Raw genomic sequence first — 26,890 nt, 5'->3', positions numbered from 1 at the left:
CGGACCGCGCTGGAATGAACACAAGTTCTGCGGGTCAGAACTGGTATTTCCCCGCACAACGGGTCACGATGCTGCGCCCCGGCCGGTCCGGCTGCGGCAGGATCGAGGCGTCATGTTCAACCCGCTCGAGATGTTCCAGACCCAGGGCGAAGCCGGGTTCCAGGCTCTGGGCCAGCCATTCGGCCTGACGACCGAGCAGACGGCGCGCGCGTTCGAGGCGTTGATGCCGGCCCTGACCCTCGGGCTCCAGCGCAGCGTCGGCATGGACCCGAACAGCTTCGGGCGGATGTTCGGCCTCCCCGAGGCGGCCCGGCCCGCGGCCCCGCAGGGGCTCGATGCCCTCAGCCAGATGTTCGGCTCGGCCCAGCTGCTGCAGGGGGTGCTGCGGCAGGCCTCGGCCACGAGCGGCGTCGGCGCCCAGGTCCTGCGCCAGATGCTGCCGATGATGGCCGGCGCCGTGGTGGCCAGCATCGTCCACGTGATGCTGAACCAGCCGCAGGGCGAGCCGGCCCAGGCCCGGGCGAGCGCGCCGCCCCAGCCCGGGCCGTTCCCGTTCGGGCCGGCCTGGGCCGAGATGGCCAAGGCGTTCATGCCCCCGGCCCAGGCGCCGAAGGCCGCCCCGAAATCGGCCCCCAAGCCGTCAGGCGCGAAGCCGGCGGACGCGAAGGCGGGCGAGGCCGGCTCCGACATGCTCCAGCAGATGCTGCGCACCGGGGCCGAGGTTCAGGGCAACAACATCCGGGCGATGCAGGACCTGTTCGAGACGTTCTGGCCCTCCGCCGGCACGCCGCCCCAGGGGGCGCCGCAGGGCAACGCCGCCCCGGCCCGCGCCCCGTCGCCGCCCGATCCCACAATCTCCGACGCGGCCGCCGCCAAGAACCGGCGCGGGCGCCCCCCCGGCGGGACGGCGTGACACGGGGTCGGGCACCGGACATCGGTTGACGCGGAGGATCCGCGACGCATCTCCCGTCGCAGAGGAGATGCGCGCGATGACCGACCACCTGACCGCCTGGACCGACCGCGACGAGAGCGTCGCCGGGAATGGCGTCGCCAAGCGCACGATCCCCGGCGCCGGCGCGAGCCTCGTGCGCGTGGTGGTGCCGGCGGGCACCGCGGCGCCGCGCCACAGCCACGATCACGAGCAGTTCGTGCAGGTCCTCTCGGGCTCGGGGATCCTGGAGACCGAGCAGGGCCGCGGGCCGTTCTCCGCCGGCAGCGTGTTCCACTTCCCGGCCGGGGCCTGGCACGCGGCCGTCTTCGAGGCCGAGACGGTGCTGATCGAGACCAATCTCTCCGGGCAGGGCTGAGACCGCGACCTGACCTGACGCTGATCTGCGGCAAATTATTCTTTGCGCACGGCCAAAATGCCTGTGCTTGGTTTCGGGGGCTCCCGCGTGTAGGAATCCCCTTTCGAAAGCCCGCCCGTGAACGCCGACGAAAGGCCGGGCATCGCCCCTACCAGAACAGAGGCAGATCATGAGCGCCGGTACCGCCGCCGATAAGCACTTCTCCAACAGCTTCTTCGCCGCCCCCCTGACGGAGGCCGATCCCGAGATCGCCGAGGCGGTGGCCAAGGAGCTCGGCCGTCAGCAGCACGAGATCGAGCTGATCGCGTCGGAGAACATCGTCTCCCGCGCCGTGCTGGAGGCTCAGGGCTCGGTGCTGACCAACAAGTACGCCGAAGGCTATCCGGGCCGGCGCTATTACGGCGGCTGCCAGTTCGTGGACATCGCCGAGGATCTCGCCATCGAGCGCGCCAAGCGCCTGTTCGATTGCGGCTTCGCCAATGTGCAGCCGAATTCCGGCTCCCAGGCCAACCAGGGCGTGTTCCTGGCCCTGATGCAGCCCGGCGACACCTTCCTGGGCCTCGACCTCGCGGCCGGCGGCCACCTGACGCACGGCGCCCCGCCGAACGTCTCGGGCAAGTGGTTCAAGCCGGTCTCCTACACGGTGCGCCGGGACGACCAACGGATCGACATGGAGCAGGTCGCCCAGCTCGCGCAGGAGCATAAGCCCAAGGTGATCATCGCCGGCGGCTCGGGGTACCCGCGCCACTGGGACTTCGCCAAGTTCCGCGAGATCGCCGACTCGGTCGGCGCGTACTTCATGGTCGACGCCGCCCACTTCGCCGGGCTGATCGCGGCCGGGGTGCACCCGTCGCCGTTCCCGCACGCCCACGTCGTCACCACCACGACCCACAAGACGCTTCGTGGCCCGCGCGGCGGCATGATCCTCACGAACGACGAGGCGCTGGCCAAGAAGTTCAACTCGGCGATCTTCCCCGGCATCCAGGGCGGCCCGCTGATGCATGTCATCGCCGGCAAGGCCGTGGCCTTCGGCGAGGCGCTCAAGCCCGAGTTCAAGATCTACGCCCGTCAGGTGGTGGAGAACGCCAAGGCGCTCGCCGACACCCTGATGACGGGGGGCTACGACATCACCTCGGGCGGCACCGACAACCACCTGATGCTGGTCGACCTGCAGCGCAAAGGTCTGACCGGCAAGGCCGCCGAGGCGGCCCTGTCGCGGGCGGACATCACCTGCAACAAGAACGGCGTGCCGTTCGACACCCAGAAGCCGACCATCACCTCGGGCATCCGCCTGGGCACCCCGGCCGGCACCTCCCGCGGCTTCGGCGTCGCCGAGTTCAAGCAGATCGGCGGCTTCATCGTCGAGGTGCTGGACGGTCTCGTGGCCAAGGGCGAGGCCGGCGATCCGGAGGTCGAGGCCTCGGTGAAGAGCCGCGTCCACGCCCTCACCGATCGGTTCCCGATCTACGGCTGAGGAATCCGACGCGGGGCGGCCTTCCGGCCCGCGGACGTGTGGATTAGGAAACGGCCGCGGTCCTGACGGGTCCGCGGCCGTTTCCATGCGCCGAGTACGAAACCCATGCGGTGTCCCTATTGCGGCGGCTCCGAGACGCAGGTGAAGGACTCGCGGCCCTCCGAGGACGGCGCCGCGATCCGGCGCCGCCGGGTCTGCCCGGACTGCGCCGGCCGCTTCACCACCTTCGAGCGGGTGCAGCTGCGCGAGGTCGTGGTGCTCAAGCGTTCGGGCAAGCGCGTGCCCTTCGACCGGGACAAGCTCCAGCGCTCCATCGACGTGGCGCTCCGGAAGCGCGCGGTCGAGCCGGAGCGGATCGAGCGCTTGGTCAGCGGCATCACCCGGCAGCTCGAGAGCGCGGGCGAGCCGGAGGTGACCTCCGAGGCGATCGGCGAATTGGTGATGGCGGGGCTGAAAGGTCTCGACGACGTCGCCTACGTGCGCTTCGCCTCGGTCTACAAGAATTTCCGCGAGGCCAAGGATTTCGAGGCGCTGCTCGGCACTCTGGGCGACGGCACCCTGCCGCCGGAGGCCGCGCCGGACGCGGACCCTGAGATCGCGCCGGAGCCCCGGGCCCCGGGCCGCCGCCGCGCCGCCCGCCCATGAGCGACGATGCGACCTTCATGCGCCTCGCCCTGGCGCTGGGCCGGCGGGGTCTGGGCACCACGTGGCCGAACCCCTCGGTGGGCGCCGTCGTGGTCGAGCCGGGGACCGGCCGCATCCTCGGGACGGGGGCGACGGCGCCGGGCGGGCGCCCGCACGGGGAACCCCTGGCGCTCGCCGCCGCGGGGGAAGCCGCCCGGGGCGCGACCCTCTACGTCACCCTGGAGCCCTGCTCGCATCACGGCCGCACGCCGCCCTGCACCGACGCGATCCTGGCCGCCGGGATCGCCCGGGTGGTCAGCGCCGTGGAGGATCCGGACCCGCGGGTGGCGGGGCGCGGCCATGCGCGCCTGCGCCAGGCCGGCGTGGCGGTCGAGACGGGTCTGCTGCGGGACGAAGCGGCGCGCGACCATATCGGCCATATCACCCGGGTGACGCGGGGCCGGCCGGCCGTACACCTCAAGATCGCCCGCACCCGGGACGGTTTCTGCGCCGCCGCCGGCCCCGAGCGCCTGCGGATCACCGGCCCGGTGGCGGACGGGGCGGTGCATCTCTGGCGGGCCCATGCCGACGCGATCCTGATCGGCATCGGCACCGCCCGGGCCGACGATCCGTCGCTGACCGTGCGGCTTCCCGGACTCGCCGGGCGCTCGCCCCTGCGGATCGTCCTCGACACGCATCTGCGGCTCTCGCCGGCGAGCGTCCTCGCCCGGACCGCCCGCGACACGCCGACCCTGGTGCTCGCCACCCGCTCAGCCCCCGCCCATGCCCGACGCGCCCTGGAGGCGCTGGGCGTCGCGGTCGCCACCGTCGCGGCGGACGCGGCCGGCGGGATCGACCTGCCGGCGGCGCTCGCGCATCTCGGCGCGCGCGGCTTGACCCGTCTGTGCAGCGAGGGCGGCCCCCGCCTTGCGGAGGCGCTGGCGCGCGCCGATCTGATCGAGGCCTGCACGCTGGTCACGGGACCGGCGGAGTTGGGCCCGGCCGGCGGCCTGCCGGCTCTGGGACCCGCCCTGACCGCTGCCCTGGCGGAGAGCGGGTTCCGCGAGATCGAGTCCCTGCGGCTCGGCCCCGACACGGCCGTGACCTACGAGCGCACCAGGAGTTGAGCGATGTTCACCGGTCTCGTCAGCGCCGTCGGCACGGTGGTCTCGGTCTCGGGTGAGGGCGACCTGCGCCGGGTCGCGATCCGCGCCCCCTACGATCCGGCCACGATCGCGCTGGGCGCCTCCATCGCCTGCGCGGGCCCGTGCCTCACGGCGGTATCGGTGGAGCCGGCCGAGGGCGGCTGCGTCTTCGCGGTGGACGCCGCCGCCGAGACGCTGATGCGGACCACGGTCGGCACCTGGGCCAGGGGCACGCGGATCAACCTCGAGCGCTCCCTGAGGATCGGCGACGAACTCGGCGGCCACCTCGTCACCGGCCATGTCGACGGCCTCGCCGAGATCGTGGCGCGGGAGAGCGTCACCGCGGATGCCTGGGGCGCCAGCGAGCGCTTCACCCTGCGGGCGCCGGCGGCTCTGGCGAAGTTCATCGCCGAGAAGGGCTCGGTCTGCCTCGACGGCACCTCGCTCACCGTGAACGGCGTCACCGGCGACCGGTTCACGGTCCTGCTGATCCCGCACACCCTCCAGGTCACTACCTGGGGCGAGCGCCAGGAGGGCGACCGGCTCAACCTGGAGGTCGACCTGATCGCCCGCTACGCCGCCCGGCTCGCCGAGGCGCGGGCCTGAACCGGCCTCAGCGCGGCGGGATCGAGTAGGTCCCCGTGGCGTGACAGGCGAGATCGGCGCTGCCCGCGGCGGTGATCAGCACCTCGCCCACGGCGAGCCGGCGGCCGAGCTTGAGCAGGCGGCACTCCGCCAGGAGGTCCCCCGGGCCGGGCTTGCGCAGGAAGTTGAAGCTCAGGCTCGTGGTCACGGCGAGGGCCACCGGGCCGATATTGGCGAGGATCGCCGCGTAGAGGGCGTAATCGGCGAGCGCCATCATGGCCGGACCCGAGACCGTCCCGCCGGGGCGGAGGAAGCGCGCCTGCGCCTCCAGCCGCATCCGCGCCGTCAACGGACCCACCGCCTCGAGATGGTAGGCGCGGCCGCCCGCCTGCATCTGCGGGAATTCCCGGTCGAGGAACGCATTGGTCTCCGCGAGATTCAGGGGCGTGGCGGTCATGGAGCCTTGCAGCACGGGGGCGGCGGCGGTCGCCACAGGGTTGATGGACGATCGCCTTTCCGCGCCCCAGAGGGGCTGACGGATTCAGAGATCGCGCGAAGGTTCGTTGCCGCTGCGAAGAGAAATCTCCTCGGCGCTGCGCCGCGCCTTCGCCCCCCCCCCTGTGCGGGGGGAGGAAGACGCCCCTGGCACCGGTCGTCGCTCCCGTCCGGAAGCACCGTGTGAACCTCGTCCACCCCTCGGCAAAGGGAACCAGCGCCGCGTCTCTCCCCGCGGCCACCCGGCCGCGAACGCCCTACGCCATCGTGATGTAGTCGCGCAGCGCCTGGTGCTCGGCCTCGACGGTGGCGATCTTGCGCGCGACCACGTCGCCGATCGATACGAGGCCGATCAGATGCCCATCCTCGCAGATCGGCACGTGGCGGAAACGGCCGTCCGTCATCAGGCCCATCACCTCCTCGATCGTCGTGCTCTTTCCGCAGGTCGTGACGGCGCTGGTCATGTGGGCGGAGACGGGCGCGTCGAAGGCCGAGCCCCCGTGCCGGGCAAGCGCCCGCATGATGTCCCGCTCCGAGATGATGCCGGCCACCGACCCGTCGGCATGGGCCACAACCAGGGCCCCGATGCGCCGGTCGGCGAGGATCTGGATGACCTCCTCGAGGGTCCTGTCGGGGCTCACGGTGACGACGGAGCTGCCCTTCTCGGCGAGGATGCGTGCGACGGTCATGGCTCTCTCCCTTGCGATGCGTTCGGTGCGCTGTCGGCCGGGTAGGCCCCGGCTCCTTCACATTATGGCGAGTGTGTGGCCGTTCCGATCGGTTGGCAAGGTGCTCAGGTGCGTGGCGCCTCCCGCGGGTCGAGCAGGGGGAACATCAGGAAGCCCACGATGAAGCCGCCGAGATGCGCGTCCCAGGCGACGGAGGCGCTCTCGCCCACCAGCGGCACGCTGACGAGGCCGAACAGCAGGTTGGTGACCAGCCAGATCGCCAGGAACGAGACCGCCGTCCGGTTGCGCAGGAGTTCGGGGATCGGCTCGACGGGGCGGCGCGGCGGCAATTGCCAGGGCGGACCGCCATAGCCGGAGACCGGCGGCTGGAACACGAAGCGGGCGGCGGCCGCCATCAGGGCCGAGATCCCCGCCGAGGCGCCGACCAGCGGCCCGGCACTCAGAGGATCGATCAGCAGGTGCAGCAGGCCGCCGGCCGCGGTTCCGGCAAGCGCGATCAGCCCGTACCGCCAGGCTCCGCAGCGGCGGGCCACCGGTGAACCGAAGGCGGCGAGCCACACGCTGTTGAAGATCACGTGCATCCACGAGCCGTGCAGCAAGGCGTAGGTGACCAGGCTCCAGGGCTGGAACGCGTGCTCGCCGACGATGTAGCGGGCGAACGCCTCGCGGGCCGCCTGCAGCCCGGGATCACCCGAATCGGCGGCCGCGCGAATCACCTCCGAGGCCTGACCGGGATCGAACCACAGCGTCCAGCGGGCCGGGACCAGGGCGAGGTCCAGGACGAGGCGGATGTCCCAGGTCTCCGGCAGCAGGAACTCGCGCACGGCCTGGATCGCCATGAGCAAGCCGATCGAGAGCGTCACCACCCCCGGCATGTTGAACACGGGGACGCGGCTCTGACGCGGGAATTCGGGGGAGGCATCCATCGCGGCACCATGTCGGGGCGCGGGGCGGGTGGGCAAGCCCCGGCGACGTATTGAATCCGGCAGATGCATCCTGCCGCGCCCGCCTTGGCTAGTTCCGGAGACTTGTAGAGACGTGCTCAGGTCTGATCGCCCGCGCGGGTGATCGGTTCCAGCGGGCGGCCGCCCCCGCGCCGGTCACCCGCGACGGCAGGGCGTCGCGATTGTCTCGCCGGGTCCGAAGCGGTACGGCCGACGCACCCGGCCGGCACGGGGCGTGCGCCCGGACGCCGTGAGTGCCCGGAACGGTCGGCGACAGCCTCGCGGATGTGCCAGAACGATCCAGGGATGAACCAGAGGCGTTTAGAGTCGGGACACCGATGAAGCATCCCACCAGCCGCATGCTCCATGCTTACTGGGAGCGTTTGCGCGGAGAGCGCGCCGCGCCGGAGCGCGCAGAGATCGAGCCGGGGGAGATCCGGCACCTTCTGGCCGACAGCCTGATCCTGGAACTCGACATGTCCGCCTGCTCGGCCACGGTCCGGCTCGCGGGGACGCGGGTCTGCGCCCTGTACGGCCGCGAGTTGAAGGGGCAATCCTTCACCCAGCTGTGGGGCGCGCAGGCGGCCGATCCCTGGCGGATCGTCGAGATCGTGGCCAGCGACACCCTCGGCGTCGTGGCCGGCCTGCGCGGCACCAACGGGGCCGGCGAGACGGCCGACCTCGAACTCCTGCTCCTGCCCCTGCGCCACCGCGGCCGCACGCAGGTCCGGGCGCTCGGCGCCCTCAGCCTCGACGGCGCGCCGCCCTGGATCGGCCTGCGCCCGCTGGTGGAGGCGGAAACCACCTCCCTGCGCATTCTGCCCAGCCGCCGGCCGGAGGCCGCGCCGCCGCCACGCCCGGCCATCCGGTCGGGCGCCAGCTACCCGGGGCCCGTGCGCCGCGGCCATCTCCTCGTCCACGCCGGCGGCAGGGGGTGAGATCTCCGGTCGGAGCCGACGTCAATGGGAAGACTATAACGCTGAAAGGGAAAAAGGGTTTCGTAACAGTCCCGGTCTAGTCTGTAGCTTCGAAGATCGCGGCGGAGGACCAATCCCGGGATGATCGCGGTCGACCTCACCGCCGGAGCGGAACTGCGCGGAGTGCCTGATCCGGCGCGGGGCGCCTCGGACGAGCGCCGCCACCAGCGCGTGCGGATCGCCGTGCTCGGCCGCTACATGCTGGCGGACCGGCGCGAATATCCCTGCCGGACGGTGGACATGTCGCCGGGCGGCGTGCGCCTCGCCTGCGCGGTGCGGGGCGAGGTCGGCGAACGGGTCGTGCTCTATCTGGAATATATTGGCCGGATCGAGGGCGTGATCGCCCGCACCTGCGCGGACGGGTTCGCGGTCCAGCTCAACGCCACCCCGCGCAAGCGCGACAAGCTCGCCTCCCAGCTCACCTGGCTCGCGAACCGGGAGATGCTGGGCCTGCCGGAGGGGCGGTCCCACGAGCGCCTCGTGCCGACCCAGCCGGCGGTGGTCCTGCGCGTCGACGGCACCCAGGAGATCAAGGCCCGGCTCATCGACATCTCCATGTCGGGCGTCGCGATCGCCTGCCCGTTGTCGCTGCCCCTGGGGACCGCCGTGACCGTGGGCAGCACGCCGGGGCGGCTGGTGCGCTACTTCGAGGGCGGGTTCGGCGTGCAGTTCCTGCTGCCGCTCTCCCCCGACCGCTTCCATGCCGGGATGACGCTGTAGAGGCCGCCGCTCATATCTTCTTGGCGAGCTGCGCCGCCGTGTCCTCGGCCGGGCGCGCGAGATCCAGGGCGCCGAGGAAGCGGTTCTGCGCATCCATCACGTACACGATGGCGGTGTGCTCCATCGTGTAGTCGCCCTCCTTGCCGGGGACCTTGCGGGCATAGGCGCGGTACGCCTTCTCGGTGGCGGCGACCTGCTCGGGGCTGCCGGTGAGCCCGGTGATGCGCGGATCGAAGCTCGACAGATAGGTCTTCAGGCTCGCCGGGTCGTCGCGCTCGGGATCGACCGTGACGAAGGCCACCCGCATGTGCGCGGCCTTGGGACCCAGGGCGGCCAGCACATCCGAGACCTGCTGCAGGGTCGTTGGGCACACGTCCGGGCAATGGGTGAAGCCGAAGAACACCAGGTGCGTCGCCCCGGCGAAATCGCGCTCGGTGACGGTGCGGCCGTCCTGATCGACCAGGGTGAACGGACCGCCGACGCCGGGCACGCCCACCGGAGCCCGCTCAGGCATGAACGCGAACACCGCGGCCCCGGTGATGCCGACGAGGCCGAGGCAGAAGGCGAGGAGCGGGACGAGGGCGCGACGCATGGGACGGTTCCGACCTCCGGGCGGAGGCTGGCACAGCACAGAATCGCGCACCGAGGCAAGCCGGCCGGATGTCGCCGGCCCTCAGATCTGGCCCGTCAGGGCTTCGGCGCCGGCTCGCCCGCGGGGCTGGCGGGGGAGGCCCCCTTCGGCGGCTCCTTGCCGAGGTAGATGTATTCCGGCGCGGCCCGGAGCTGATCCTTGGTCGTGTCGATGCGCGCCTGCAGACTCTTGCCGTCGGTGCGGTCGAGCTTCAGCACGGAGGGGTCGACGGCCACGTATTTCGAGCCGAGCCCCAGGAAGCCGCCGACCCCGATGACCCAGGACTTCACCGCGCCCTTCTGATCGAGGACGATGTCGGCGATCTGCCCGATCGTCTCGGCGGCGCCGTTCACCACGCTCGTGCCGATGAGCTTGCTGGCGACCATGTCGTCGGGGGTCTGGGCTACGAAGGTCGGGCGCAGGTTGTCGGCCATGGTGGCGGGCTGGCCGGGCACCGGCGCCGCGGCGCTGTCCGCGTTCGTTCCGGCATTCTGGGCCGAGGCGGTGGCGAGGCCGGCCAGCAGCAGGGCCGAGGCGAGGAGCGGGGTGCGCATCGGATCAGGTCTTTCGGGAAGGGCCGCGAACAAGGGTGGCGCCGCCTTAAGGTTCTGGCGGGGCTTAAGTTCCGCGGATCGGCGGCGGGTTCGGCGGATCGCCGGCCGCTTTGCCGGCTGAGCGTTGCCGCCGCGGGCCTTTGACGGTGCGGCGCCCAATCCCCACAAGGCGGACCCATGCTCCGCCTCGCCCTCTACCAGCCCGACATCCCCCAGAACACCGGCACGATGCTGCGCATGGCCGCCTGCCTCGGCCTCGCCGTGGAGATCGTGGAGCCCGCGGGCTTCGACGTCTCGGATCGGCACCTGCGCCGCTCCGGCCTCGACTATCTCGACCACGTGGCGATCACCCGGCACCGCGCCTTCGCGGCCTTCGAGGCGTGGCGGGCCGGGGCCGGCATCCGGCTCGTGCTCGCCACCACGGCGGGCGCCCTGCCCTACACGGATTTCGCCTTCCGCCCGGACGATTGCCTGATGGTCGGGCGCGAATCCGCCGGGGTGCCAGAGGCGGTGCATGCCGCCGCCGACGCCCGGGTGGTGGTGCCGATCCGGCCGGGCCTGCGCTCCCTCAACGTCGCGGTGGCGGCCGCGATGATCGCCGGGGAGGCCCTGCGGCAGACGGCGGGGCTATTGCAACCGGAGATCGAGGGCACGCCCGGGCGCCCTGCCCCCCCTTGATCGAGGAGGTCGCGGCGTTCGGCACGCCGATCCCGGCGGCGGACGACGGGTCCTGGTTCGCCGCCGAGTTCGCCGCCGTGGTGCGGATGGCCGCCTCCTGAGCGGCCTCCTCCGCGAGCCGCCGCCGCTCCTCCGCGTAGCCCCCGGCGATGACGAGATCGACCAGCCGCCGGGTCAGCCGGAAGGCCAGCCAGAACAGGGCGAGGCAGACGGCCGTCGCGGCGGCGGCCTTGAGCGGGTCCACGGGACTCCTCCGGAGATCTCCCCTATGTCGGGGCCCTCCTTGAACCGCGGCCGATCGCGTTGCAATTGGACTTCGCGCCGAGATCGGCCCCAGACCATGTCGTGTCGCGCTCCCGTGCCGGACCCGGTGACCCGGCGCGGGAGCCCCCCTGATCAGGCGGATCCCTTGCGCGAGACCTTCCACATCGAAGTCCTCGGACCGGAACCCGACGAGGTCCAGACGCGGATCTCCGTGCGCGTCGGCACCCTCGCGGGCGCCCAGGAGCGGGCGCTGCGGCTGTTCGCCCGCGCCCGGGTGCCGCAGCGGTCGGGCGAGCCGGCCCAGGCGGTCCGGGTCATCGACGGCGCCGGTCGGGAGGTGTTCTATCGCTCGCGCTTCGACGAGGGGGATTGAGGCGTCCGGAGTCCCGCCATGCGCACGGCCCTGATCCTGCCGGCCCTCGTCCTCGCGGCCTGCGCGCTGTTCCTGCGCAGCTACACCCTGCCCCCGGCCCCCGACCGGCGGGGCGGCACGACGCTCCTGCTGTCCTGGCCGGATCGCCCGGTCTTCGGCAGCCCGCGCGCCGCCTGCCTCGCGGCCCCGGCGGACCAGCGGGTCCTGCCCTGCCTGATCGCCTCGGTCACCCGCGCCCGCGACGACGGGATCGCGCTGGCACAGCTGCCGTTCTGCGCGACCTGCTACGCCCTGTCGGGGCGGATCGCGATCATCGGCCGGGACGAGGCGGCGACGCGGGCGCGGCTCGGAGAGATCGCCCGGTTCGGCTGGTAAGGCGGGCCCGGGCCACGGCCGCGCGGGCCCGCTCCAGCGCCCGGGCCAGCGGGAACAGGGGATCGTGCCCGGCCGCGACCAGGAGATGGGCGATCGGCCGGCGCTCCGTCCAGAAGGTGGAGCCGAGGGCGAAATCCGGCGGGGCGCAGGAATCGATCCGGTCGATGTCCCACGCGCCGGAAACCACCGCCGCGGTCAGGCGGTGGACGAGCTGGACACCGGGGGCGCCCTCCGTTTCCGTCTCGTCGTGGGCGATCTTCAGGACCCAGGCCTCGGAGCCGGTGACCGGCAGGATCAGGGAGGCGAGCGTCCGGTCCGCCCGGCGCAGGCGCGCGATCCGCACCCCGTCCGCGGCGCCGAGATCGGCCAGGGCGGCGCGCAGGAAGGCGACCTCCGCCGGCCGCTGACCCAGGCCGGTGCCGGCCCGATCCTTCCAGCCGGCCGCTTCGAGGGCGACGTGCTCGTCCAGGGCGCGGTCGAGGCCGGCCGGCGTGTCCACCATCTCCAGGGCCACGGCCCCCTCCGCCTCCAGGCGCGCCTGGGCACGGCGCAGCTTGCGCCGCCTCTGGCCGGAGAGGTGGCCGAGATAGGCCGCCCGCGCCTCCGGCGTGCGGGCGGTCAGATCGAGCAGGCCGCGGGCATGCGGCCAGTAGGCGGCACGGGCCGCCCCGCGCGCCGCCAGAAGCTGCGCCAGGGGCCCGTCAGCGGGGGCGTTCGGCAGGAGAAGCCGTGGCGGCAGGCCCAGCGCCCGGGGCGCGGCGAGCAGACCCGCGAGCGCCGTCTCCGGATCGGCGCCGTCGAGGAGCGGCGCGCCGAACGGACAGTAGCCGTGGGTCCAGCCCATCAGCAGCGGAAGCGGCAGGCCCCAGCGCCGCCGCGACACCCGGAACGGCCAGGCGGCGCGGAACCGCGCGCCCGGCTCCTCGGGGGGCCGGTCGGCGACGATCAGGAGACGCACCCCCGCCCCGAAGGCCCCGCGGGCGGCGAGCGCGTAGCCCGCCTCGTAGAACGGGTTCCGGATGCGGGCGGCGGCGCCCAGCGCCCGCCAGGCCGGGATCCAGGGCGCCGCCGGATCCAGGGGCCGGATCGCCGCAACCAGGCCCTGCGGGAGTGCGGCGGTGTCCGGCATTGCGACGCCGTCAGGTCGCGAGCCGGTGGCGGATCGCACCGGCGAAGCCCAGCACGTCGTAGCGCCACGCGGCGGCCCCGGCCCCGGCGGCGAGCAGGACCATGCGCAGCACCTGCCCCGGGGGCAGGAGGCCGCCCGGCATCAGGGCGATCCCGGCATTCACGGCGCCGCAGGCCAGGGCGAGCCCGGCGATGCCGGCCATGTCGGCCAGGGGCAGCGGCATCGTCGTGCCCTCCCGCCTCGCGCCGAACACCAGCACGAGGCAGGCCGCGCTCTGCCCCCCGGCGAAGGCGAGCGCCGCCCCGGGGGCGCCGAAGGTCGGGATCAGCAGGAGCGAGAGCGCCGCCACGGTGGCCAGGGTGGCGAAGGCGGCCGCCGCCTCGAGACCGCTGGTCCGGGTGAAGTAGATCACCTGTCCGAAATAATAGGCGCGGAACATCATCAGGATGCTGGCCAGGACCAGCACCGGGGCGAGCTGGCGGGCCTCGGCCCGGTAGTCGGGCCCGAGCAACACGGTGACCACAAGCTCGTCGAAGCAGAGGAAGAACACGGCGCCGAAGGCCGCGATCAGCGTCATCGCCCGGGCGGCGTCGCTCAGCACCCCCGAGGCCGCCTCCATGCCGCCGGTCCGCGCCTCGCGCTTGGCGATCGAGATCAGCGACAGGGCGATCGCCTCGCCGAACACGATGAAGCTCTGCCGCAGGAAGTCGGCCAGCGCCCCGTAGGCGCCGAGCCCCGCCGGCCCCACCGTCTTGGCGATGATCAGCCGGTCGAGGCTCTGGGCCAGGGCCGCGGTCCCGAAGGAGAGCACCAGGGGCCAGCCATAGGTGAACAGGCGCAGGGCCTCGGCCCGGCTGCCGCGGCCGGGCATCATCGGCGCGATGGTGGCGGCGGCCGGGAGCGAGGCAACCGCGTTGGCGGTCGCCACCGCGAAGGCGAGGTCGAGCGGATCGGCCGCGCGGTGCAGCGCCAGGCTGCCGAGGCCGAGGATCAGGACCGCCCGGCTCATCACCGAGGCCGCCACCGCCCCGACCCGCAGGCGCGTGCGCGCGATCTCGGTCGCGCCCTCGAACAGGGTGGTGCCGCAGGCCAGCGCCAGGATCGCGGCCGCCATCCGGCCCGGAACCAGGCCGAGCCCGGCCGCCAGCACGCTGCCGAGCCCGGCCAGCAGCAGCGTACCGGCCAGGATGCGCACCACGGTGCCGATCTGGGCCGGCTCGCGGGCCTCGTCGTAGAGGGCGAAGAACGCGAATTTCGGCCACTGGCAGGTCGCCCCGTAGAGCACCAGCGCCCAGGACAGGACGTACAGGTAGGTGCCGTAGCTCGCCGCCGGCGCGAGCCGGGTGAACACCGCCACCGAGGCCATGTTCAGGGCGGCGGCGAAGCCGCGCGAGCCGACATAGATCAGGCTGTGCCGGGCGATCATGATCGGGGCTCGGAGGCTCGTGTCCTCTCGCCCCGCTGGCCTATGATTTTCACAGGCCCGGATTGAAGCAGGGCGCGGACACCGCGCATCACCCTCCCCCCTCTGCAAGGGAGGGTGGCCCCCGAAGGGGGTCGGGTCGGGACGAAGTCCCGCAAGGGGGGAGCGACGGTGCAGAAGAAAGCGTAAGCCTTCATGAGGGCCACGCCCTTTTCTGAGCCCGCGCTCCCGAGCGGCCAGGACGGCCGCGCGGATCCTTCACAGGCATGCGCCAACCCTGCCCCGCCCTGGCACGGTCCGGTCCCGCGACGGGACGTATGGCGAGAGCCTGATGCATAACGGCCCGACCGGTGCAGCCGCCATGCCGGGCCATCAGCCCGCCCGCCGGATCAGGGACGTGCCGGTCATCTCGGCCGGCTGGTCAAGGCCCATCAGGGCCAGCAGCGTCGGGGCCACGTCGGCCAGCCGGCCATCGGCCAGGGACACCCCGTCGACGCCCACGAGCGTCACGGGGACCGGGTTGAGGGTATGGGCGGTGTGCGGCTCGCCGGTCTCGGGATCGCGCATCGTCTCGCAATTGCCGTGGTCGGCGGTGACGAGCAGCGCCCCGCCCTGGGCCGTCACCGCCTCCACCACCCGGCCGAGGCAGGCATCGACGGTCTCCACGGCCTTCACGGCGGCCGCGAGGCTGCCGGTATGGCCGACCATGTCGGGATTGGCGAAGTTCAGGATGATGAGGTCGTAGGCCCCCGAGCCGATCGCCGCCACGGCACGGTCGGTCAGCTCCGCGGCCGACATCTCCGGCTGGAGATCGTAGGTCGCGACCTTCGGCGACGGCACCAGGACCGCGTCCTGGCCCGGGAAGGGAGCCTCGAGCCCGCCGTTCATGAAGTAGGTGACGTGGGGGTACTTCTCCGTCTCGGCCATGCGCAGCTGGGTCCGCCCGGCCCGGGCGACTGTCTCGCCGAGCCCGTTCGGCAGGTCGAGGGGCCCGAAGAGGGTCTCGGCGAAGGCGTCGATCTCGAGGCTGTACTGGACGATGCCCAGGGCGGCGGCGAACCGGATCGTCCCCGCGCGGGGGAAGCCCGCGAAGGCCGGATCGAGGAGGGCCTCCAGGATCTGCCGGGTCCGGTCGGCCCGGAAGTTGAAGCTCAGGAGGCCGTCGCCGTCGCGCATGCCGGCGAAGTCGCCGATGACGGCGGGCCGCATGAACTCGTCCGAGATGTCCGCCGCGTAGGCCGCGGCCACCGCCTGCCCCGCCCGCGCGAACCGGGTCCCGCGCCCGGCGGTGAGGGCATCGTAGGCGATCTGGACCCGCTCCCAGCGCCGGTCGCGGTCCATCCCGAAATAGCGCCCGCACAGGGTGGCAATCCGCGCCCCCGGCGGCAGGGCGGTCTCCACCGCGGCGATACAGGCGGCGGCGGAACGGGGCGGCATGTCGCGCCCGTCCGTGAAGCCGTGGAGCCGGACCGGCACGCCCGCCGCGACCAGCAGGCGGGCCAGCGCCACCGCGTGGTCCTGATGGGCGTGGACGCCGCCCGGGGACAGGAGGCCGACGAGGTGGCAGGTCCCGCCGGAGGCGCGCAGGCGCTCGATGAACCGGCCCAGGGCCGGGTTCGCGGCCAGCGACCCGTCCGCCACGGCGGTGTCGATGCGCGGCAGATCCTGCAGGACGACGCGGCCGGCGCCGATATTGAGATGGCCGACCTCGGAATTGCCCATCTGCCCCTCGGGCAGGCCGACATCGGCCCCGAAGGTCCGCAGCCGCGCCCGGGGGCGCTCCCGCATCAGCCCGTCGAAGACCGGCGTCCGGGCCTGGCCGACGGCGTTGTCGGCGATCTCCTCCCGGAGGCCCCATCCGTCGAGGATCACGAGCATCACGGGGCGCGGGGTGCTGTCGGGCACGGTCACGACTCTCCTGGGCTTTCGGCGCGCAGCCGGGTCCTGCGGGCCGCGCGAGGCCGGACCCATGCGCGTGTCGATAATCGGCTTGGCCGCGCGAGACCACAGCCGCGGAGGCGGATCCGGTCACGGCCATGCGAAAGCGTCCCGATTCTGACAGCGCCGACTACGCATCGACGGGACCGCGGCATCGACGGGACCGCGGGCGCCCCCCGACCCGCCGGATCCCGGCGACCGTCCGATTTTCCGGCTCGGATCGTCGATGGCGGCGACCCGATGACCTCGAAGCCCCCCCCGGAGACTGACCAGGGATAACCGGAGCTAGAATACCTTGACTGATTGGCGCGGCTTCCAGGTCGTGCTAACTTGTCGAATGTGCTTGACAGGGATTCACCTGCCGTGTCCTTGCCCGAAATCGTGAGTTCCGAGACGAGCGCGGATCTGGCACTCGACATGGTCGGCCGGGCCTACCTGGCTCTGGCACTTCTCTACGAAACGGCTCATCCGGGGGAGTTCGACGACGTTCAGCGAAAGATCCGCGCGTTCGTCGAGGACAATTTCCGCATCGTCCAGGATATGAACCGGGGCGAAACTCTCACCGCCGGGACCGTCGAGGGCGCGTCTCACCTTGTGAACAGCATCCTGGCCGAGGCCGAGAACAAGATCGCGGCAATGATTCGGCCATCCCGGCATATGCGCGGTCAGACCATTACTTGATATCGCGCGCCGAGATCGGCAAGTGTTGCAGTCGAGCCATAATCCGGCGATAAATGATCCGCCGCCTCGATGCGCCGTGGCAGCAATAGCTCCAAACGTCGACAGTCTTAAAAGAGCGTGTTACCTGGCGGCTGGACAGCAATAAAACTACAAGCGTGATGATGGACAGCGACGATTGCGAGCGGGCCGTACGCAGTGCGGATATCGCGCTGGAGATCATGGTCCGGGCCTATCATGCTCTCGCAGTCGTCTACGAGTTATCCAATCCCGGTGCCTACACGGCGCTTCACGGCACGATGATGCCCTACCTGCGGGACGGTTTCAGCCCCGGAGCGCCGCGGGATGCCGCCGATCCGCAGGCCGCCGAGATGGTGTCCCTGGCCCTGGAGCGCATCGGCTGCGCGCTGGACGACGTTCGCTCCGACGTGGCGGCGGTCCATCGGTAAGGGCAGATACGCCCGATACAGCATCGCATACGTCGCTCTGACGACTGGCCCATCCGGCGGCCGGCCGCATCTCGACGGCCGCGCGCGAGACGTCAAAGGGCAGTGGCGGATTCGACGAAAAAACGCCTGACCCTGTGACTTCGCACGGGCACAACCGTAATGCCGTGACTGTACCGCTGCAAGTTCCCAGCAGCGCCTGTACAAGTTGGACCGAAACGCTGACAATTTCAGTAATATTGCAAAACAATTGACCAAAAACGTAGCTTGATGCTTGATTTGACCGTGCTTGACTCCGGACCTGATTTTTCCGAAGACTCTACGCCGATCACAAATCTAAAATATTTGCTTCAGCACAATCGAGCGCGAGGACCGAGAGGTGACGCAGGCTTTCGATACAGCGGATGACATGCGGGGTCTTTTGCGGCGCGATCGTCTGACCTGCACATGGGTCACGCCGTCCGGCGATTTGGATCTCGATACGCTTGGCGATGTCTTGGCATTCTTGCAAAATACCGTCGCAAATCTGGCTGTCATTACAAAAGATAACGATCTAGAAAATTTGAAGATCATCGGATTTCCGTCGTCAAAACTATTCGATACGTCGCCAAGCACGCAGCCTGGCCAAGTGCCAGGGAATGATTGTGGCCGAGCCCGCGAAGAGACCACTGGAGGTCATTCAAGGTCAGCGCAGGCGCCGGACATCCTCATCGTTTCGGGCGAAGATCTTCAAACACAGGACATCATAGAAAAATTTTGCGGATGTAAATTCATTTTATTTGATGGCGTTCGGAAAACCGCCGGGGGACGCGCCGCCTTCGAAAGGCTGGCCTCTGAAAAAAGATACTCTTTCGTCAATATGAATGCGGAGACCGATTACGCGCTGTTTATGCATCGCGCATTGAAGCCGACATTGCCGGTCCATTTCTTTACAATCGTACTCAATGGCGAGCCATTCATCCGATATCACGAGCATATGTTCCAAAGACTTCCATTTGAATGGCGTTGGCATATCGTCGAAGAGGTCGCTCAACTCACGCACGACACGGCGTGGAGTGTCGCGACGGGCGGCAACGTTCCGCAATCTTTCCATGCGAACGGGCGCAGCATTGACGGCACAAGTGCATACATCGATGACATAGCCGACCGATTTCCGAACAACGTGACTGTTTATAGGAAAAAGCCTGGCCATTTCTGGGACGGAAAAATCGAAATGGTGCGAGCGCCCCTCGCCAACTTGAATGAAGACTGCCTCCTGTGGCAGTTGGACTCCGACGAATTATGGAACCCCCGGCAAATCATCGCGATGCGATCGGCGTTTTTAGCGGATCCGTCGCGCACGGCCGCGTGGTTCTGGTGTAATTACTATGTCGGACCCCAATTGGGCATATCGACCCGGAACAACTATGCTCAAAACCCCAACCAAGAGTGGCTAAGGGTTTGGAACTATAAGCCCGGGATGGTTTGGCATGCTCATGAGCCGCCCATCCTGTTGAAGGCATATGATAACGCGGGCGATGTTCAGTTTCGCGACATGGGCAGAGAAAATCCTTTCTCCCACGCCGAAACCGAATCGCTCGGGGCCGTGTTCGATCATCTTTCCTACGTCCTCGAGTCGCAGCTCGCATTCAAGGAATCTTATTACGGGCTTAAAGGCGCCCTCAATCAATGGCGCAGACTTCAAGAGACCCAGCACTCAGCGGGCGATGAATCGGGGTCTTTAAGAGATTTTCTTTCGTGGGTGACGGACGATACCCAATATCGCTCCGTTCGAGCACTCGGTTGGAAACCGATTGCAGCTTATGATCAGTCCGCCAAATGCTGGACTTGGAATTTGCGATAACGGCTTATGGCCGACCGCGACAGGGGCGTTCACGCCGGAGGCTGAACACCGCGCATCGGCACGAGGGGTCCCGGCGCTTCGTTCCGGCAGCTGGCCGCACGGTCCGGGTCAAACGCCAATCGACCAACGAAAGCCGATCGATAAACGCCATCGGCTCGGCTCGCTCGCCCGGGGCGGCTTGCGCCCGCTCGCAACCTGGTGAACGGCTCAATCACGGTGAGAGGCGGCCTCGAGAAGCACCGTTCGCGCCGCGCGGCGCACGGCTGGGCCGGCGGAGCGCCGTCCTGCGAGGGGCTGCCTGAACACGATCCAGGCCTATCCTCGCGCGCGATCCGAACGCTCCCGGGCAACCCGGATCGCCACGACCGCCCAAGTCCCGGAGAGCCGTACAACGTCCAGCCTGTCCAGGTGGAGGGGCACGTGAAATCTCGCTGCCTGCAGCGCCGGACGGGGGTCCGCAGACGCGCGTCCCGCCGCGCTGAAGCATCGTCCCGAAGGGTGGCCGCCGGCTTTCGGCAAAAGACGATGCGCGTGCGCGCTTTCGCGCCACGCGCTCCCGGCCCGTCATCCGGCTGTCGCGGCGCCCTGCGATGGGCGCCGCATGTTGGAGGGCCTCTCATGTCCGCAAGTCGCCGCCAGATCCTTCTCAGCGGAGGCGCCGGTCTGGTCGGGCTGGCCTCGGGCCTCGCGCGGCCCGGCCTGAGCCGCGCCGCCGACCGGCCGGTCCTGAGCCACGGGCTGCAATCGGGCGATGTCGGCACCGACTCGGCCGTGGTCAGGGCCCGGTCCGACCGGCCCGCCCGGGCGATCATCGAGTGGGCGACCACCGAGCGCTTCTCCGAGATCCGCGGCGGGGTCTTCGCCGACGCCCTGCCCGAGACCGACGGCACCGTGAAGGTGGCGCTCACCGGTCTGCCGGCGGGCCAGGACGTGTTCTACCGGGTCCGCCTCCAGGACGTCGCCGCGCCGACGATCGTCGGACCGGCCCAGGTCGGGCGGTTCCGCACCGCGCCGGCGGACCGGCGCTCGGTCTCGTTCTGCTGGTCGGGCGACACGGCGGGCCAGGGCTGGGGCATCGACGAGACCCGCGGCGGCATGACCGTCTATTCCGCCATCCTGAAGAACCGGCCGGACTTCTTCATCCATTCCGGCGACACGATCTACGCCGACGGGCCGATCCAGCCCGAGGTGAAGCTCCCCGATGGCAGCCTCTGGCGCAACCGGGTGACCGAGGCGGTCGCCAAGCCGGCCGAGACGCTGGAAGAATTCCGCGGCCGGCACAAGTACAACCTCACCGACCGGAACGTGCTGGCCATGAATGCCGCCGTGCCGATCCTGGCGCAATGGGACGACCACGAGGTCACCAACAACTGGTGGCCGGGCGAGCCCCTGACCCGGGCCGAGCACCTGAAGAAGAAATACACCGACCCGAACGCGCTCGCCCTGCAGCTGCGCGCGTCGCGGGCGTTCCACGAATACATGCCGATGCGCTTCGAGCCCTCGGAGCCCGGCCGGGTCTATCGCAGGATCGGCTACGGCCCGCTGGTCGATGTGTTCATGCTCGACATGCGCTCCTACCGGGGCCCGAACGGCGAGAACCGCCAGACGGAATACGGCCCCGACGCCTACTTCCTGGGGCCGCAGCAGATCGCGTGGCTGAAGCGGGCGCTGCTCGATTCGCGCGCCACCTGGAAGGTGATCGCCGCCGACATGCCGCTGGGCCTCGTGGTGACCTACGACGTCGACCGCAATTTCGGTTCGGAGGCGGTGGCGCAGGGCGACGGACCGCCCCTCGGGCGCGAATTGGAGATCGCCGACCTGCTGCGCTTCATCAAGAGCGCCGGGATCCGCAACACCGTCTGGCTCACGGCCGACGTGCACTACACGGCGGCGCATTACTACGACCCCGACAAGGCGCAGTTTCAGGATTTCGACCCGTTCTGGGAGTTCGTCTCCGGGCCGCTGCACGCCGGCACCTTCGGCCCGAACGCCCTCGACGACACGTTCGGCCCGCAGCTGCGCTTCGTGAAGGCGCCCGACAAGGGGCAGGTCAACCTGTCGCCGGCCGCGGGCTACCAGTTCTTCGGCCATGTGGCGGTCGACGGCGCCACCGAGCAGATGACCGTGACGCTGAAGGACGCGGCCGACACCGACCTCTGGCACGTCACCCTGGATCCCGCGAAGGCGTGACGGTGCCCCGCGCGGGGCGCGATCAGAAGAAGATCGGCCGCGCGCTGGCGGAAATCTCGCCGAGCACCGTGCCGGTGGCCGGCTCGACCTCCTTGAGCACCACGTCGTAGCCCCAGAGGTCGGCGAGGTGCTGGAGCACGCGCTTGGCGTCCTCCTTCTGCAGGGTGATCTTGTTGATCGCCTTGTGGTGCAGGATCAGGCGCCGGTCGCCCTCGAGATCCACGTCCACCACCTCGATGTCGGGATCGAGCCACGCGACGTCGTACTGGCGGGCGAAGGACCGGCGCATCTTGCGGTAGCCGCGCTCGTCGTGGATCGCCTCCACCCGCAGTTCCGGCTCCTCCGGGTCGTCGACCACGTGGAACAGGCGCAGGTCGCGCATCAGCTTGGGCGACAGGAACTGCTGGATGAAGCTCTCGTCGCGGTAATTCTCCCAGCAGTCGCGCAAAACCGCCATCGGATCGCCGGTGCCGGCGATCTCGGGGAACCAGTCCCGGTCCTCGTCGGTGGGCTGCTCCACGATGCGGGCGATGTCCTGCATCATCGCGAAGCCGATCGCGTAGGGGTTGTGGCCGCCATAGGAGCGGTCGTCGTAGTTCGGCTGCCGGATGACGTTGGTGTGCGACTGGAGAAACTCCAGATAAGCGGCCTCGCCGATCTGACCCTGCGCCGAGAGCGCGTTCATGATCCGGTAGTGGACGTAGGTGGCGCAGCCCTCGTTCATCACCTTGGTCTGGCGCTGCGGGTAGAAATACTGCGCGACGAGGCGGACGATCCGCAGGATCTCGCGCTGCCACGGGCGCAGCCGGGGGGCGACCTTCTCCAGGAAGTAGAGGATATTCTCCTGCGGCAGTTCGAGCAGGGCTTTGCGCCGCTCGGCGACCAGGTCCGGCCGCACCGCGCCGACCTTCTGCGGCAGGGTCCGCCACAGGTCGTTGTAGATCTGCTCGCCGTGCTCGATCCGCTCACGCTCCCGCCGCTGCTCCGAGGCGAGGTCCGGCCGCTTCTTGCGCGGATAGCGGTGGACGCCCTGGCTCATCAGCGCGTGGGCGGCGTCGAGCATCTGCTCGACCGCCTGGTGGCCGTAGCGCTCCTCGCAGCGGGTGATGAAACCCTTGGCGAAGTCGAGGTAATCCAAGATCCCTTCGGCATCCGTCCATTGCCGGAACAGGTAGTTGTTCTTGAAGAAGTGGTTGTGGCCGAAGGCCGCGTGGGCGATGACCAGCGTCTGCATGGTCGCCGTGTTCTCCTCCATCACGTAGGAGATGCACGGGTCGGAGTTGATGACGATCTCGTAGGCGAGCCCCATCAGGCCCCGGCGATAGCCGGCCTCGTGCTGGGCGAAGTGCTTGCCGAACGACCAGTGCTTGTAGAACAGCGGCATGCCGATCGACGCGTAGGCGTCGAGCATCTGCTCGGCCGTGATGATCTCGATCTGGTTCGGATACCAGGACAGGCCGAGCTGCGGCCCGGCCACCGCCTCGCAGGCGTCGTGGATCCGCCGGATGGTGTCGAAGTCCCAGTCGTTGCCGGTGAACAGGGGTTTCTGGCCACCGGAGATGATCTGGGGCGTCCGTGCCTTGACGAGCGTCATGCGGCCTCCCGTGTCTTCGGACCGTGCCCCGCACCGGCGCGGGACAGGAGCTCCCTCCCCCCTCTGCGGGGGAGGGTGGCCCCTGCGTCAGCAGGGGTCGGGAGAGGGGAGCGAGGGTGCAGAACGAAGCTCTGGCCTACACGAGAGCTGCGCCCCTTCCGGAAGCCGGGTTCCCCTCTCCCGACCCCCTTCGGGGGCCACCCTTCCCCGCAGAGGGGGGAGGGAGACGCGGCGCGGGTCATCTCACGCCTCCGCCTCGGCCTTGGCGTCCTTGCGGCCGAACAGCTCGCGGAACACCGGGTAGATCTCCCGCCGGTGGTTGACCTTGCGCATGGCGATCGGGCCGCCGGCCTTGGCAATCGCCTCGTAGGTCCGCCACAGGGTGGTGCGGTGCTCCACGAACCCGGCGCGGGGGCCGTTCTCGTCGCCGACCTCCAGATAGGCGAAGTGCTGGCAGGCCGGCAGGATATGCGCCCGCAGGAGGTCCGTCGAGGTCGGCGCGTCGGAGGAGACGTTGTCGCCGTCCGAGGCCTGGGCGGCGTAGATGTTCCAGTCGTTGGGGTCGTAGCGCTCGGCGATGATGCGCTTCATCTCCACGAGCGCCGAGGAGACCAGCGTACCGCCGGTCTCGCGGGAGCCGAAGAAGGTTTCCTCGTCGACCTCGGTGGCCCGGTCGGTGTGGCGGATGAACACGATCTCCACGTGGCGATAGCGGCGGGTCAGGAAGATGTGCAGCAGGATGTAGAACCGCTTGGCGAGGTCCTTCATGTGCTCGGTCATCGAGCCGGACACGTCCATCAGGCAGAACATCACGGCCTGCGCGATCGGCCGCGGATACGGCTCGAACCGGCGGAAGCGCAGGTCGATCGGGTCGACATAGGGGATCCGCTTCGACCGCTCGCGCAGCTTCAGCAGCGCCTCCTCCACGTCCGGCCGCTCCGGATCGCCCTCCGGCAGGGCGTCGAGCCGCGCCACCAGGGCCGCGACCTCGTCGGGCTTCGGCCGCTTGAGGGCGATGCGCCGCGACATCGAGTTGCGCAGGGTACGGGTGAGCGCGAGGTTGGCGGGGGAGCCGGTCACCGTGTAGCCGGCCCGGCGCAGCCCCTCCGTGTCCACCACCGCGAGGCGGCGCTTGGCGAGGTCCGGAAGCTCCAGATCCTCCAGGAAGAGTTCCAGGAATTCCTCGCGGGTGAGCACGAACCGGAACGCGTCCTCGCTGTTCTCGCCGCCCTCCCCGCCCTCGCCGGAGCCGCGCCCACCGCCGCCGCCCGGCGGCCGCTCGATCGTGTCGCCCTCCACGTAGGTCTTGTTGCCCGGCAGGATGTGATCCTGCAGGCCGGTGCCCGGCTGGCGGGAGAAGCGGGGCTCGCGCACGCCGTCCGCGGGCACGGTGACGCGGCCGTCCTTGCCGAGATCCTTGATGTCCTTCTCGCGGGCGGATTCCCGCACCGCGCGCTGGGCGACATCCTTCACGCGCCGCAGGAAGCGCTGCCGGTTGGGGAGGCTCTTGCCCCCCGGGTTCAGGCGTCGGTCGACGATGTGCATCCGCTGCGAAAACCCTCGTCCCGCGTGGTCCGGCCGGTTCTAGCCTCCCGTTATACCATGCTGCCGTCCGAAAGAGTCTTCCCTCTTTCGCACAGTCTGGTCTAACGCGCCGCTCCCGCATGATGTGTTCGGAAAAGCGGTTTTCCCTTTTCCCACGTCATGCTTGCGAGCCTCGCCGGCCGGTCGTCCGAAACTATGGCGGCGGAGGGTCCGAAACTTGTCCGCCCGGGCTGGCCCCGGGCGGATTCTTCGTCCCTCAGCCGGCCTGCTTCACCCGCATGTACCATTCCACCAGGCGGCGGACCTGCCGCTCGGTGTAGCCGCGCGCCACCATGCGGTCGACGAACTCGCCGTGCTTCTTCTCGGTGTCGCCGTCCTTCTTCGAGCCGAAGGAGATCACAGGCAGCAACTCCTCCACCTGGGAGAACATCCGCCGCTCGATCACCTCGCGCAGCTTCTCGTAGCTGGTCCAGCTCGGGTTGCGGCCGCCATGCTGGGCCCGGGAGCGCAGGGCGAACTTCACGACCTCGTTGCGGAAGTCCTTCGGGTTGGCGATCCCGGCGGGCTTCTCGATCTTCGTCAGCTCCTGGTTCAGGAGTTCCCGGTTCATGAGCTGGCCGGTCTCGGCGTCCTTGAAGTCCTGGTCCTCGATCCAGGCGTCGGCATAGTCGATGTACCGGTCGAACAGGTTCTGTCCGTAATCGTGGTACGATTCGAGATAGGCCTTCTGGATCTCGTGGCCGATGAACTCCGCGTAGCGCGGGGCCAGCTCGGTCTTGATGAATTCCAGGTACTTCTTCTCGGTCTCGGGCGGGAGCTGCTCGCGCTTGAGCGACTGCTCCAGCACGTACATCAGGTGGACCGGATCGGCCGAGACCTCGGTGGTGTCGTGGTTGAAGGTCGCCGCCAGCACCTTGAAGGCGAAGCGGGTGGAGATCCCGTCCATGCCCTCGTCGACGCCGGCGGTGTCCTTGTACTCCTGCATCGAGCGGGCGCGGGGATCGACCTCGCGGAGCGATTCGCCGTCATAGACCCGCATCTTCGAGAAGGCGTTGGAATTGGCGTGCTCCCGCAGGCGCGACAGCACCGAGAAGCGCGCCAGCATCTCCAGCGTGCCCGGCGCGCAGGCCGCGTCGGACAGTTCCGAGCTGGAGATCAGCTTCTCGTAGATGTGCTGCTCCTCCGTGACCCGGAGGCAGTACGGGACCTTGATCACGTAGATCCGGTCGATGAAGGCCTCGTTGTTCTTGTTGGTCTTGAAGGTCTGCCACTCGGATTCGTTCGAGTGGGCCAGGATCACGCCGGTGAACGGGATCGCGCCGATATTCTCGGTGCCGACATAGTTGCCCTCCTGCGTCGCCGTGAGCAGGGGGTGCAGCATCTTGATCGGCGCCTTGAACATCTCGACGAATTCGAGGACGCCCTGGTTCGCCCGGTTCAGGCCGCCCGAATACGAGTAGGCGTCGGGATCGGCCTGGGACAGGGTCTCCAGGCGGCGGATATCGACCTTGCCGACCAGCGAGGAGATGTCCTGGTTGTTCTCGTCCCCCGGCTCGGTCTTGGCGATGGCGATCTGGCGCAGGCGCGAGGGCCGGACCTTGATCACCTTGAACCGCGAGATGTCGCCGTTGAACTCGTCGAGGCGCTTGAGCGCCCAGGGGCTCATCAGGCCGGTGAGCCGCCGCCGCGGGACGCCGTAGCGCCGCTGGATCTCCTCGCCCATGGTCTCGGGGTCGAACAGTCCAAGCGGGCTCTCGAAGACCGGCGAGACCTCGTCCCCGGCCTTGAGCACGTAGACCGGGTGGACCTCCATCAGCAGCTTCAGCCGCTCGGCGAGCGACGACTTGCCGCCGCCGACCGGTCCGAGCAGGTAGAGGATCTGCTTGCGCTCCTCCAGCCCCTGCGCGGCGTGGCGGAAGAACGAGACGATCCGCTCGATCGTCTCCTCCATCCCGTAGAACTCGCGGAAGGCCGGGTAGGTCCGGATCGTCCGGTTCATGAAGATCCGGCCGAGGCGCGAATCCTTGGAGGTATCCACGAATTCGGGCTCGCCGATCGCCGCCAGGATGCGCTCGGCGGCCGAGGCATACATCAGCGGTTCGTCGCGACAGGCTTCGAGGTACTCGGAGAGCGTCATCTCCGTGTCGCGGCGGGCCTCGTACCCTCGGGCGAAGCTCTGGAAAAGGTCGTTCGTCGCATGCATCGGCATTCGATAACCCTCTCAGACCGTGACAGCTTCATCCTGTATCGGCTCGGATGCAACCGACAG

26 protein-coding genes are annotated in these 26,890 nt (G+C 69.7%); 15 read left to right on the top strand and 11 right to left on the bottom strand.

Going from position 1 to position 26,890, the window contains the following annotated elements:
• Window positions 1-112 precede the first annotated feature (112 nt).
• The 6 genes from AC3IF3_RS13585 (at window position 113) to AC3IF3_RS13560 (ending at window position 5,156) form a co-directional block, all read left to right on the top strand.
• Complete coding sequence (locus AC3IF3_RS13585; protein WP_489229182.1) at window positions 113-913, top strand: DUF937 domain-containing protein; 801 nt, start codon at window positions 113-115, stop codon at window positions 911-913.
• A gap of 76 nt (window positions 914-989) precedes the next feature.
• Window positions 990-1,307, top strand: coding sequence for a cupin domain-containing protein (locus AC3IF3_RS13580; RefSeq protein WP_489216554.1), 318 nt, complete (start codon window positions 990-992; stop codon window positions 1,305-1,307).
• Window positions 1,308-1,476: 169 nt separating this feature from the next.
• Window positions 1,477-2,781 carry a serine hydroxymethyltransferase gene (glyA, locus tag AC3IF3_RS13575; RefSeq protein WP_243973299.1) on the top strand — a complete coding sequence of 435 codons (1,305 nt, stop codon included), beginning with the start codon at window positions 1,477-1,479 and terminating at the stop codon, window positions 2,779-2,781.
• A gap of 105 nt (window positions 2,782-2,886) precedes the next feature.
• Window positions 2,887-3,426, top strand: a complete 540-nt coding sequence (gene nrdR, locus AC3IF3_RS13570; RefSeq protein WP_489216551.1) for a transcriptional regulator NrdR — start codon at window positions 2,887-2,889, stop codon at window positions 3,424-3,426.
• Window positions 3,423-4,532 (top strand): bifunctional diaminohydroxyphosphoribosylaminopyrimidine deaminase/5-amino-6-(5-phosphoribosylamino)uracil reductase RibD, encoded by a 1,110-nt coding sequence (gene ribD, locus AC3IF3_RS13565; RefSeq protein WP_489229181.1) that lies wholly within the window; start codon window positions 3,423-3,425, stop codon window positions 4,530-4,532. The genes nrdR and ribD overlap by 4 nt, the downstream gene beginning before the upstream one ends.
• Window positions 4,533-4,535: 3 nt before the next feature.
• Window positions 4,536-5,156, top strand: coding sequence for a riboflavin synthase (locus tag AC3IF3_RS13560; RefSeq protein ID WP_489229180.1), 621 nt, complete (start codon window positions 4,536-4,538; stop codon window positions 5,154-5,156).
• A gap of 7 nt (window positions 5,157-5,163) precedes the next feature.
• Here the strand turns inward: AC3IF3_RS13560 and AC3IF3_RS13555 are convergent, their stop codons facing one another.
• The 3 genes from AC3IF3_RS13555 to AC3IF3_RS13545 form a co-directional block, all read right to left on the bottom strand.
• Window positions 5,164-5,592, bottom strand: coding sequence for a PaaI family thioesterase (locus tag AC3IF3_RS13555; protein WP_489229179.1), 429 nt, complete (start codon window positions 5,590-5,592; stop codon window positions 5,164-5,166).
• 295 nt (window positions 5,593-5,887) lie between these two features.
• Window positions 5,888-6,319, bottom strand: coding sequence for a CBS domain-containing protein (locus AC3IF3_RS13550; protein WP_243973284.1), 432 nt, complete (start codon window positions 6,317-6,319; stop codon window positions 5,888-5,890).
• 104 nt (window positions 6,320-6,423) lie between these two features.
• On the bottom strand, window positions 6,424-7,245 hold the full coding sequence (locus tag AC3IF3_RS13545) for a rhomboid family intramembrane serine protease (protein ID WP_489229178.1): 822 nt from the start codon (window positions 7,243-7,245) through the stop codon (window positions 6,424-6,426).
• Window positions 7,246-7,601: 356 nt separating this feature from the next.
• Here AC3IF3_RS13545 and AC3IF3_RS13540 point away from each other — a divergent pair, with 356 nt between their 5' ends.
• Complete coding sequence (locus tag AC3IF3_RS13540) at window positions 7,602-8,201, top strand: PAS domain-containing protein (RefSeq protein ID WP_243973278.1); 600 nt, start codon at window positions 7,602-7,604, stop codon at window positions 8,199-8,201.
• A gap of 120 nt (window positions 8,202-8,321) precedes the next feature.
• Complete coding sequence (locus tag AC3IF3_RS13535; protein WP_243973277.1) at window positions 8,322-8,960, top strand: PilZ domain-containing protein; 639 nt, start codon at window positions 8,322-8,324, stop codon at window positions 8,958-8,960.
• 10 nt (window positions 8,961-8,970) lie between these two features.
• Here the strand turns inward: AC3IF3_RS13535 and AC3IF3_RS13530 are convergent, their stop codons facing one another.
• On the bottom strand, window positions 8,971-9,552 hold the full coding sequence (locus AC3IF3_RS13530; protein WP_489216541.1) for an SCO family protein: 582 nt from the start codon (window positions 9,550-9,552) through the stop codon (window positions 8,971-8,973).
• A gap of 95 nt (window positions 9,553-9,647) precedes the next feature.
• Window positions 9,648-10,145 (bottom strand): PRC-barrel domain-containing protein, encoded by a 498-nt coding sequence (locus AC3IF3_RS13525; protein WP_243973271.1) that lies wholly within the window; start codon window positions 10,143-10,145, stop codon window positions 9,648-9,650.
• 177 nt (window positions 10,146-10,322) lie between these two features.
• Here AC3IF3_RS13525 and AC3IF3_RS13520 point away from each other — a divergent pair, with 177 nt between their 5' ends.
• The 3 genes from AC3IF3_RS13520 to AC3IF3_RS13510 all read left to right on the top strand — a co-directional run bounded on the left by AC3IF3_RS13520 (window position 10,323) and on the right by AC3IF3_RS13510 (window position 11,835).
• Window positions 10,323-10,823, top strand: coding sequence for a tRNA (cytidine(34)-2'-O)-methyltransferase (locus AC3IF3_RS13520; protein WP_489229177.1), 501 nt, complete (start codon window positions 10,323-10,325; stop codon window positions 10,821-10,823).
• Between the two features lie 409 nt (window positions 10,824-11,232).
• The gene (locus tag AC3IF3_RS13515; protein ID WP_243973268.1) at window positions 11,233-11,460 is read left to right on the top strand and encodes a hypothetical protein; all 228 of its coding nucleotides are present in this window, start codon (window positions 11,233-11,235) and stop codon (window positions 11,458-11,460) included.
• An 18-nt stretch (window positions 11,461-11,478) separates the two neighbouring features.
• Complete coding sequence (locus tag AC3IF3_RS13510; RefSeq protein WP_489229175.1) at window positions 11,479-11,835, top strand: hypothetical protein; 357 nt, start codon at window positions 11,479-11,481, stop codon at window positions 11,833-11,835.
• Here AC3IF3_RS13510 and AC3IF3_RS13505 read toward each other — a convergent pair.
• From AC3IF3_RS13505 to gpmI, 3 genes are all read right to left on the bottom strand, one after another.
• Entirely contained in the window at window positions 11,771-12,964 is a 1,194-nt protein-coding gene (locus AC3IF3_RS13505) for a GNAT family N-acetyltransferase (protein WP_489229173.1), read from the bottom strand. The genes AC3IF3_RS13510 and AC3IF3_RS13505 overlap by 65 nt on opposite strands.
• Window positions 12,965-12,974: 10 nt before the next feature.
• Window positions 12,975-14,390: a lipopolysaccharide biosynthesis protein gene (locus AC3IF3_RS13500; protein WP_489216529.1), complete on the bottom strand. Its 1,416-nt coding sequence runs from the start codon at window positions 14,388-14,390 to the stop codon at window positions 12,975-12,977.
• A 369-nt stretch (window positions 14,391-14,759) separates the two neighbouring features.
• A complete protein-coding gene (gpmI, locus tag AC3IF3_RS13495; protein WP_489231296.1) occupies window positions 14,760-16,265 on the bottom strand; it encodes a 2,3-bisphosphoglycerate-independent phosphoglycerate mutase in 1,506 nt (501 codons plus the stop codon).
• A 423-nt stretch (window positions 16,266-16,688) separates the two neighbouring features.
• Between gpmI and AC3IF3_RS13490 the strand changes: the two genes are divergently transcribed.
• From AC3IF3_RS13490 to AC3IF3_RS13475, 4 genes are all read left to right on the top strand, one after another.
• Window positions 16,689-17,006 carry a hypothetical protein gene (locus AC3IF3_RS13490; protein ID WP_489229171.1) on the top strand — a complete coding sequence of 106 codons (318 nt, stop codon included), beginning with the start codon at window positions 16,689-16,691 and terminating at the stop codon, window positions 17,004-17,006.
• 158 nt (window positions 17,007-17,164) lie between these two features.
• Window positions 17,165-17,452 (top strand): hypothetical protein, encoded by a 288-nt coding sequence (locus tag AC3IF3_RS13485; protein WP_489216525.1) that lies wholly within the window; start codon window positions 17,165-17,167, stop codon window positions 17,450-17,452.
• A gap of 376 nt (window positions 17,453-17,828) precedes the next feature.
• Entirely contained in the window at window positions 17,829-19,292 is a 1,464-nt protein-coding gene (locus AC3IF3_RS13480; protein ID WP_489229170.1) for a hypothetical protein, read from the top strand.
• 618 nt (window positions 19,293-19,910) lie between these two features.
• Window positions 19,911-21,482: an alkaline phosphatase D family protein gene (locus AC3IF3_RS13475; RefSeq protein ID WP_489229169.1), complete on the top strand. Its 1,572-nt coding sequence runs from the start codon at window positions 19,911-19,913 to the stop codon at window positions 21,480-21,482.
• Between the two features lie 22 nt (window positions 21,483-21,504).
• Here the strand turns inward: AC3IF3_RS13475 and AC3IF3_RS13470 are convergent, their stop codons facing one another.
• From AC3IF3_RS13470 to AC3IF3_RS13460, 3 genes are all read right to left on the bottom strand, one after another.
• Window positions 21,505-23,076, bottom strand: a complete 1,572-nt coding sequence (locus AC3IF3_RS13470) for a SpoVR family protein (protein ID WP_489229167.1) — start codon at window positions 23,074-23,076, stop codon at window positions 21,505-21,507.
• A 243-nt stretch (window positions 23,077-23,319) separates the two neighbouring features.
• Entirely contained in the window at window positions 23,320-24,621 is a 1,302-nt protein-coding gene (locus AC3IF3_RS13465) for a YeaH/YhbH family protein (protein ID WP_243964694.1), read from the bottom strand.
• Between the two features lie 256 nt (window positions 24,622-24,877).
• On the bottom strand, window positions 24,878-26,830 hold the full coding sequence (locus tag AC3IF3_RS13460; RefSeq protein ID WP_243964696.1) for a PrkA family serine protein kinase: 1,953 nt from the start codon (window positions 26,828-26,830) through the stop codon (window positions 24,878-24,880).
• Window positions 26,831-26,890 lie beyond the last annotated feature (60 nt).

The organism is Methylobacterium sp. J-118 (assembly GCF_057836565.1).
The sequence above is the reverse complement of the archived record's forward strand: the minus strand, read 5'-3'. Positions and strand labels throughout refer to the sequence as shown.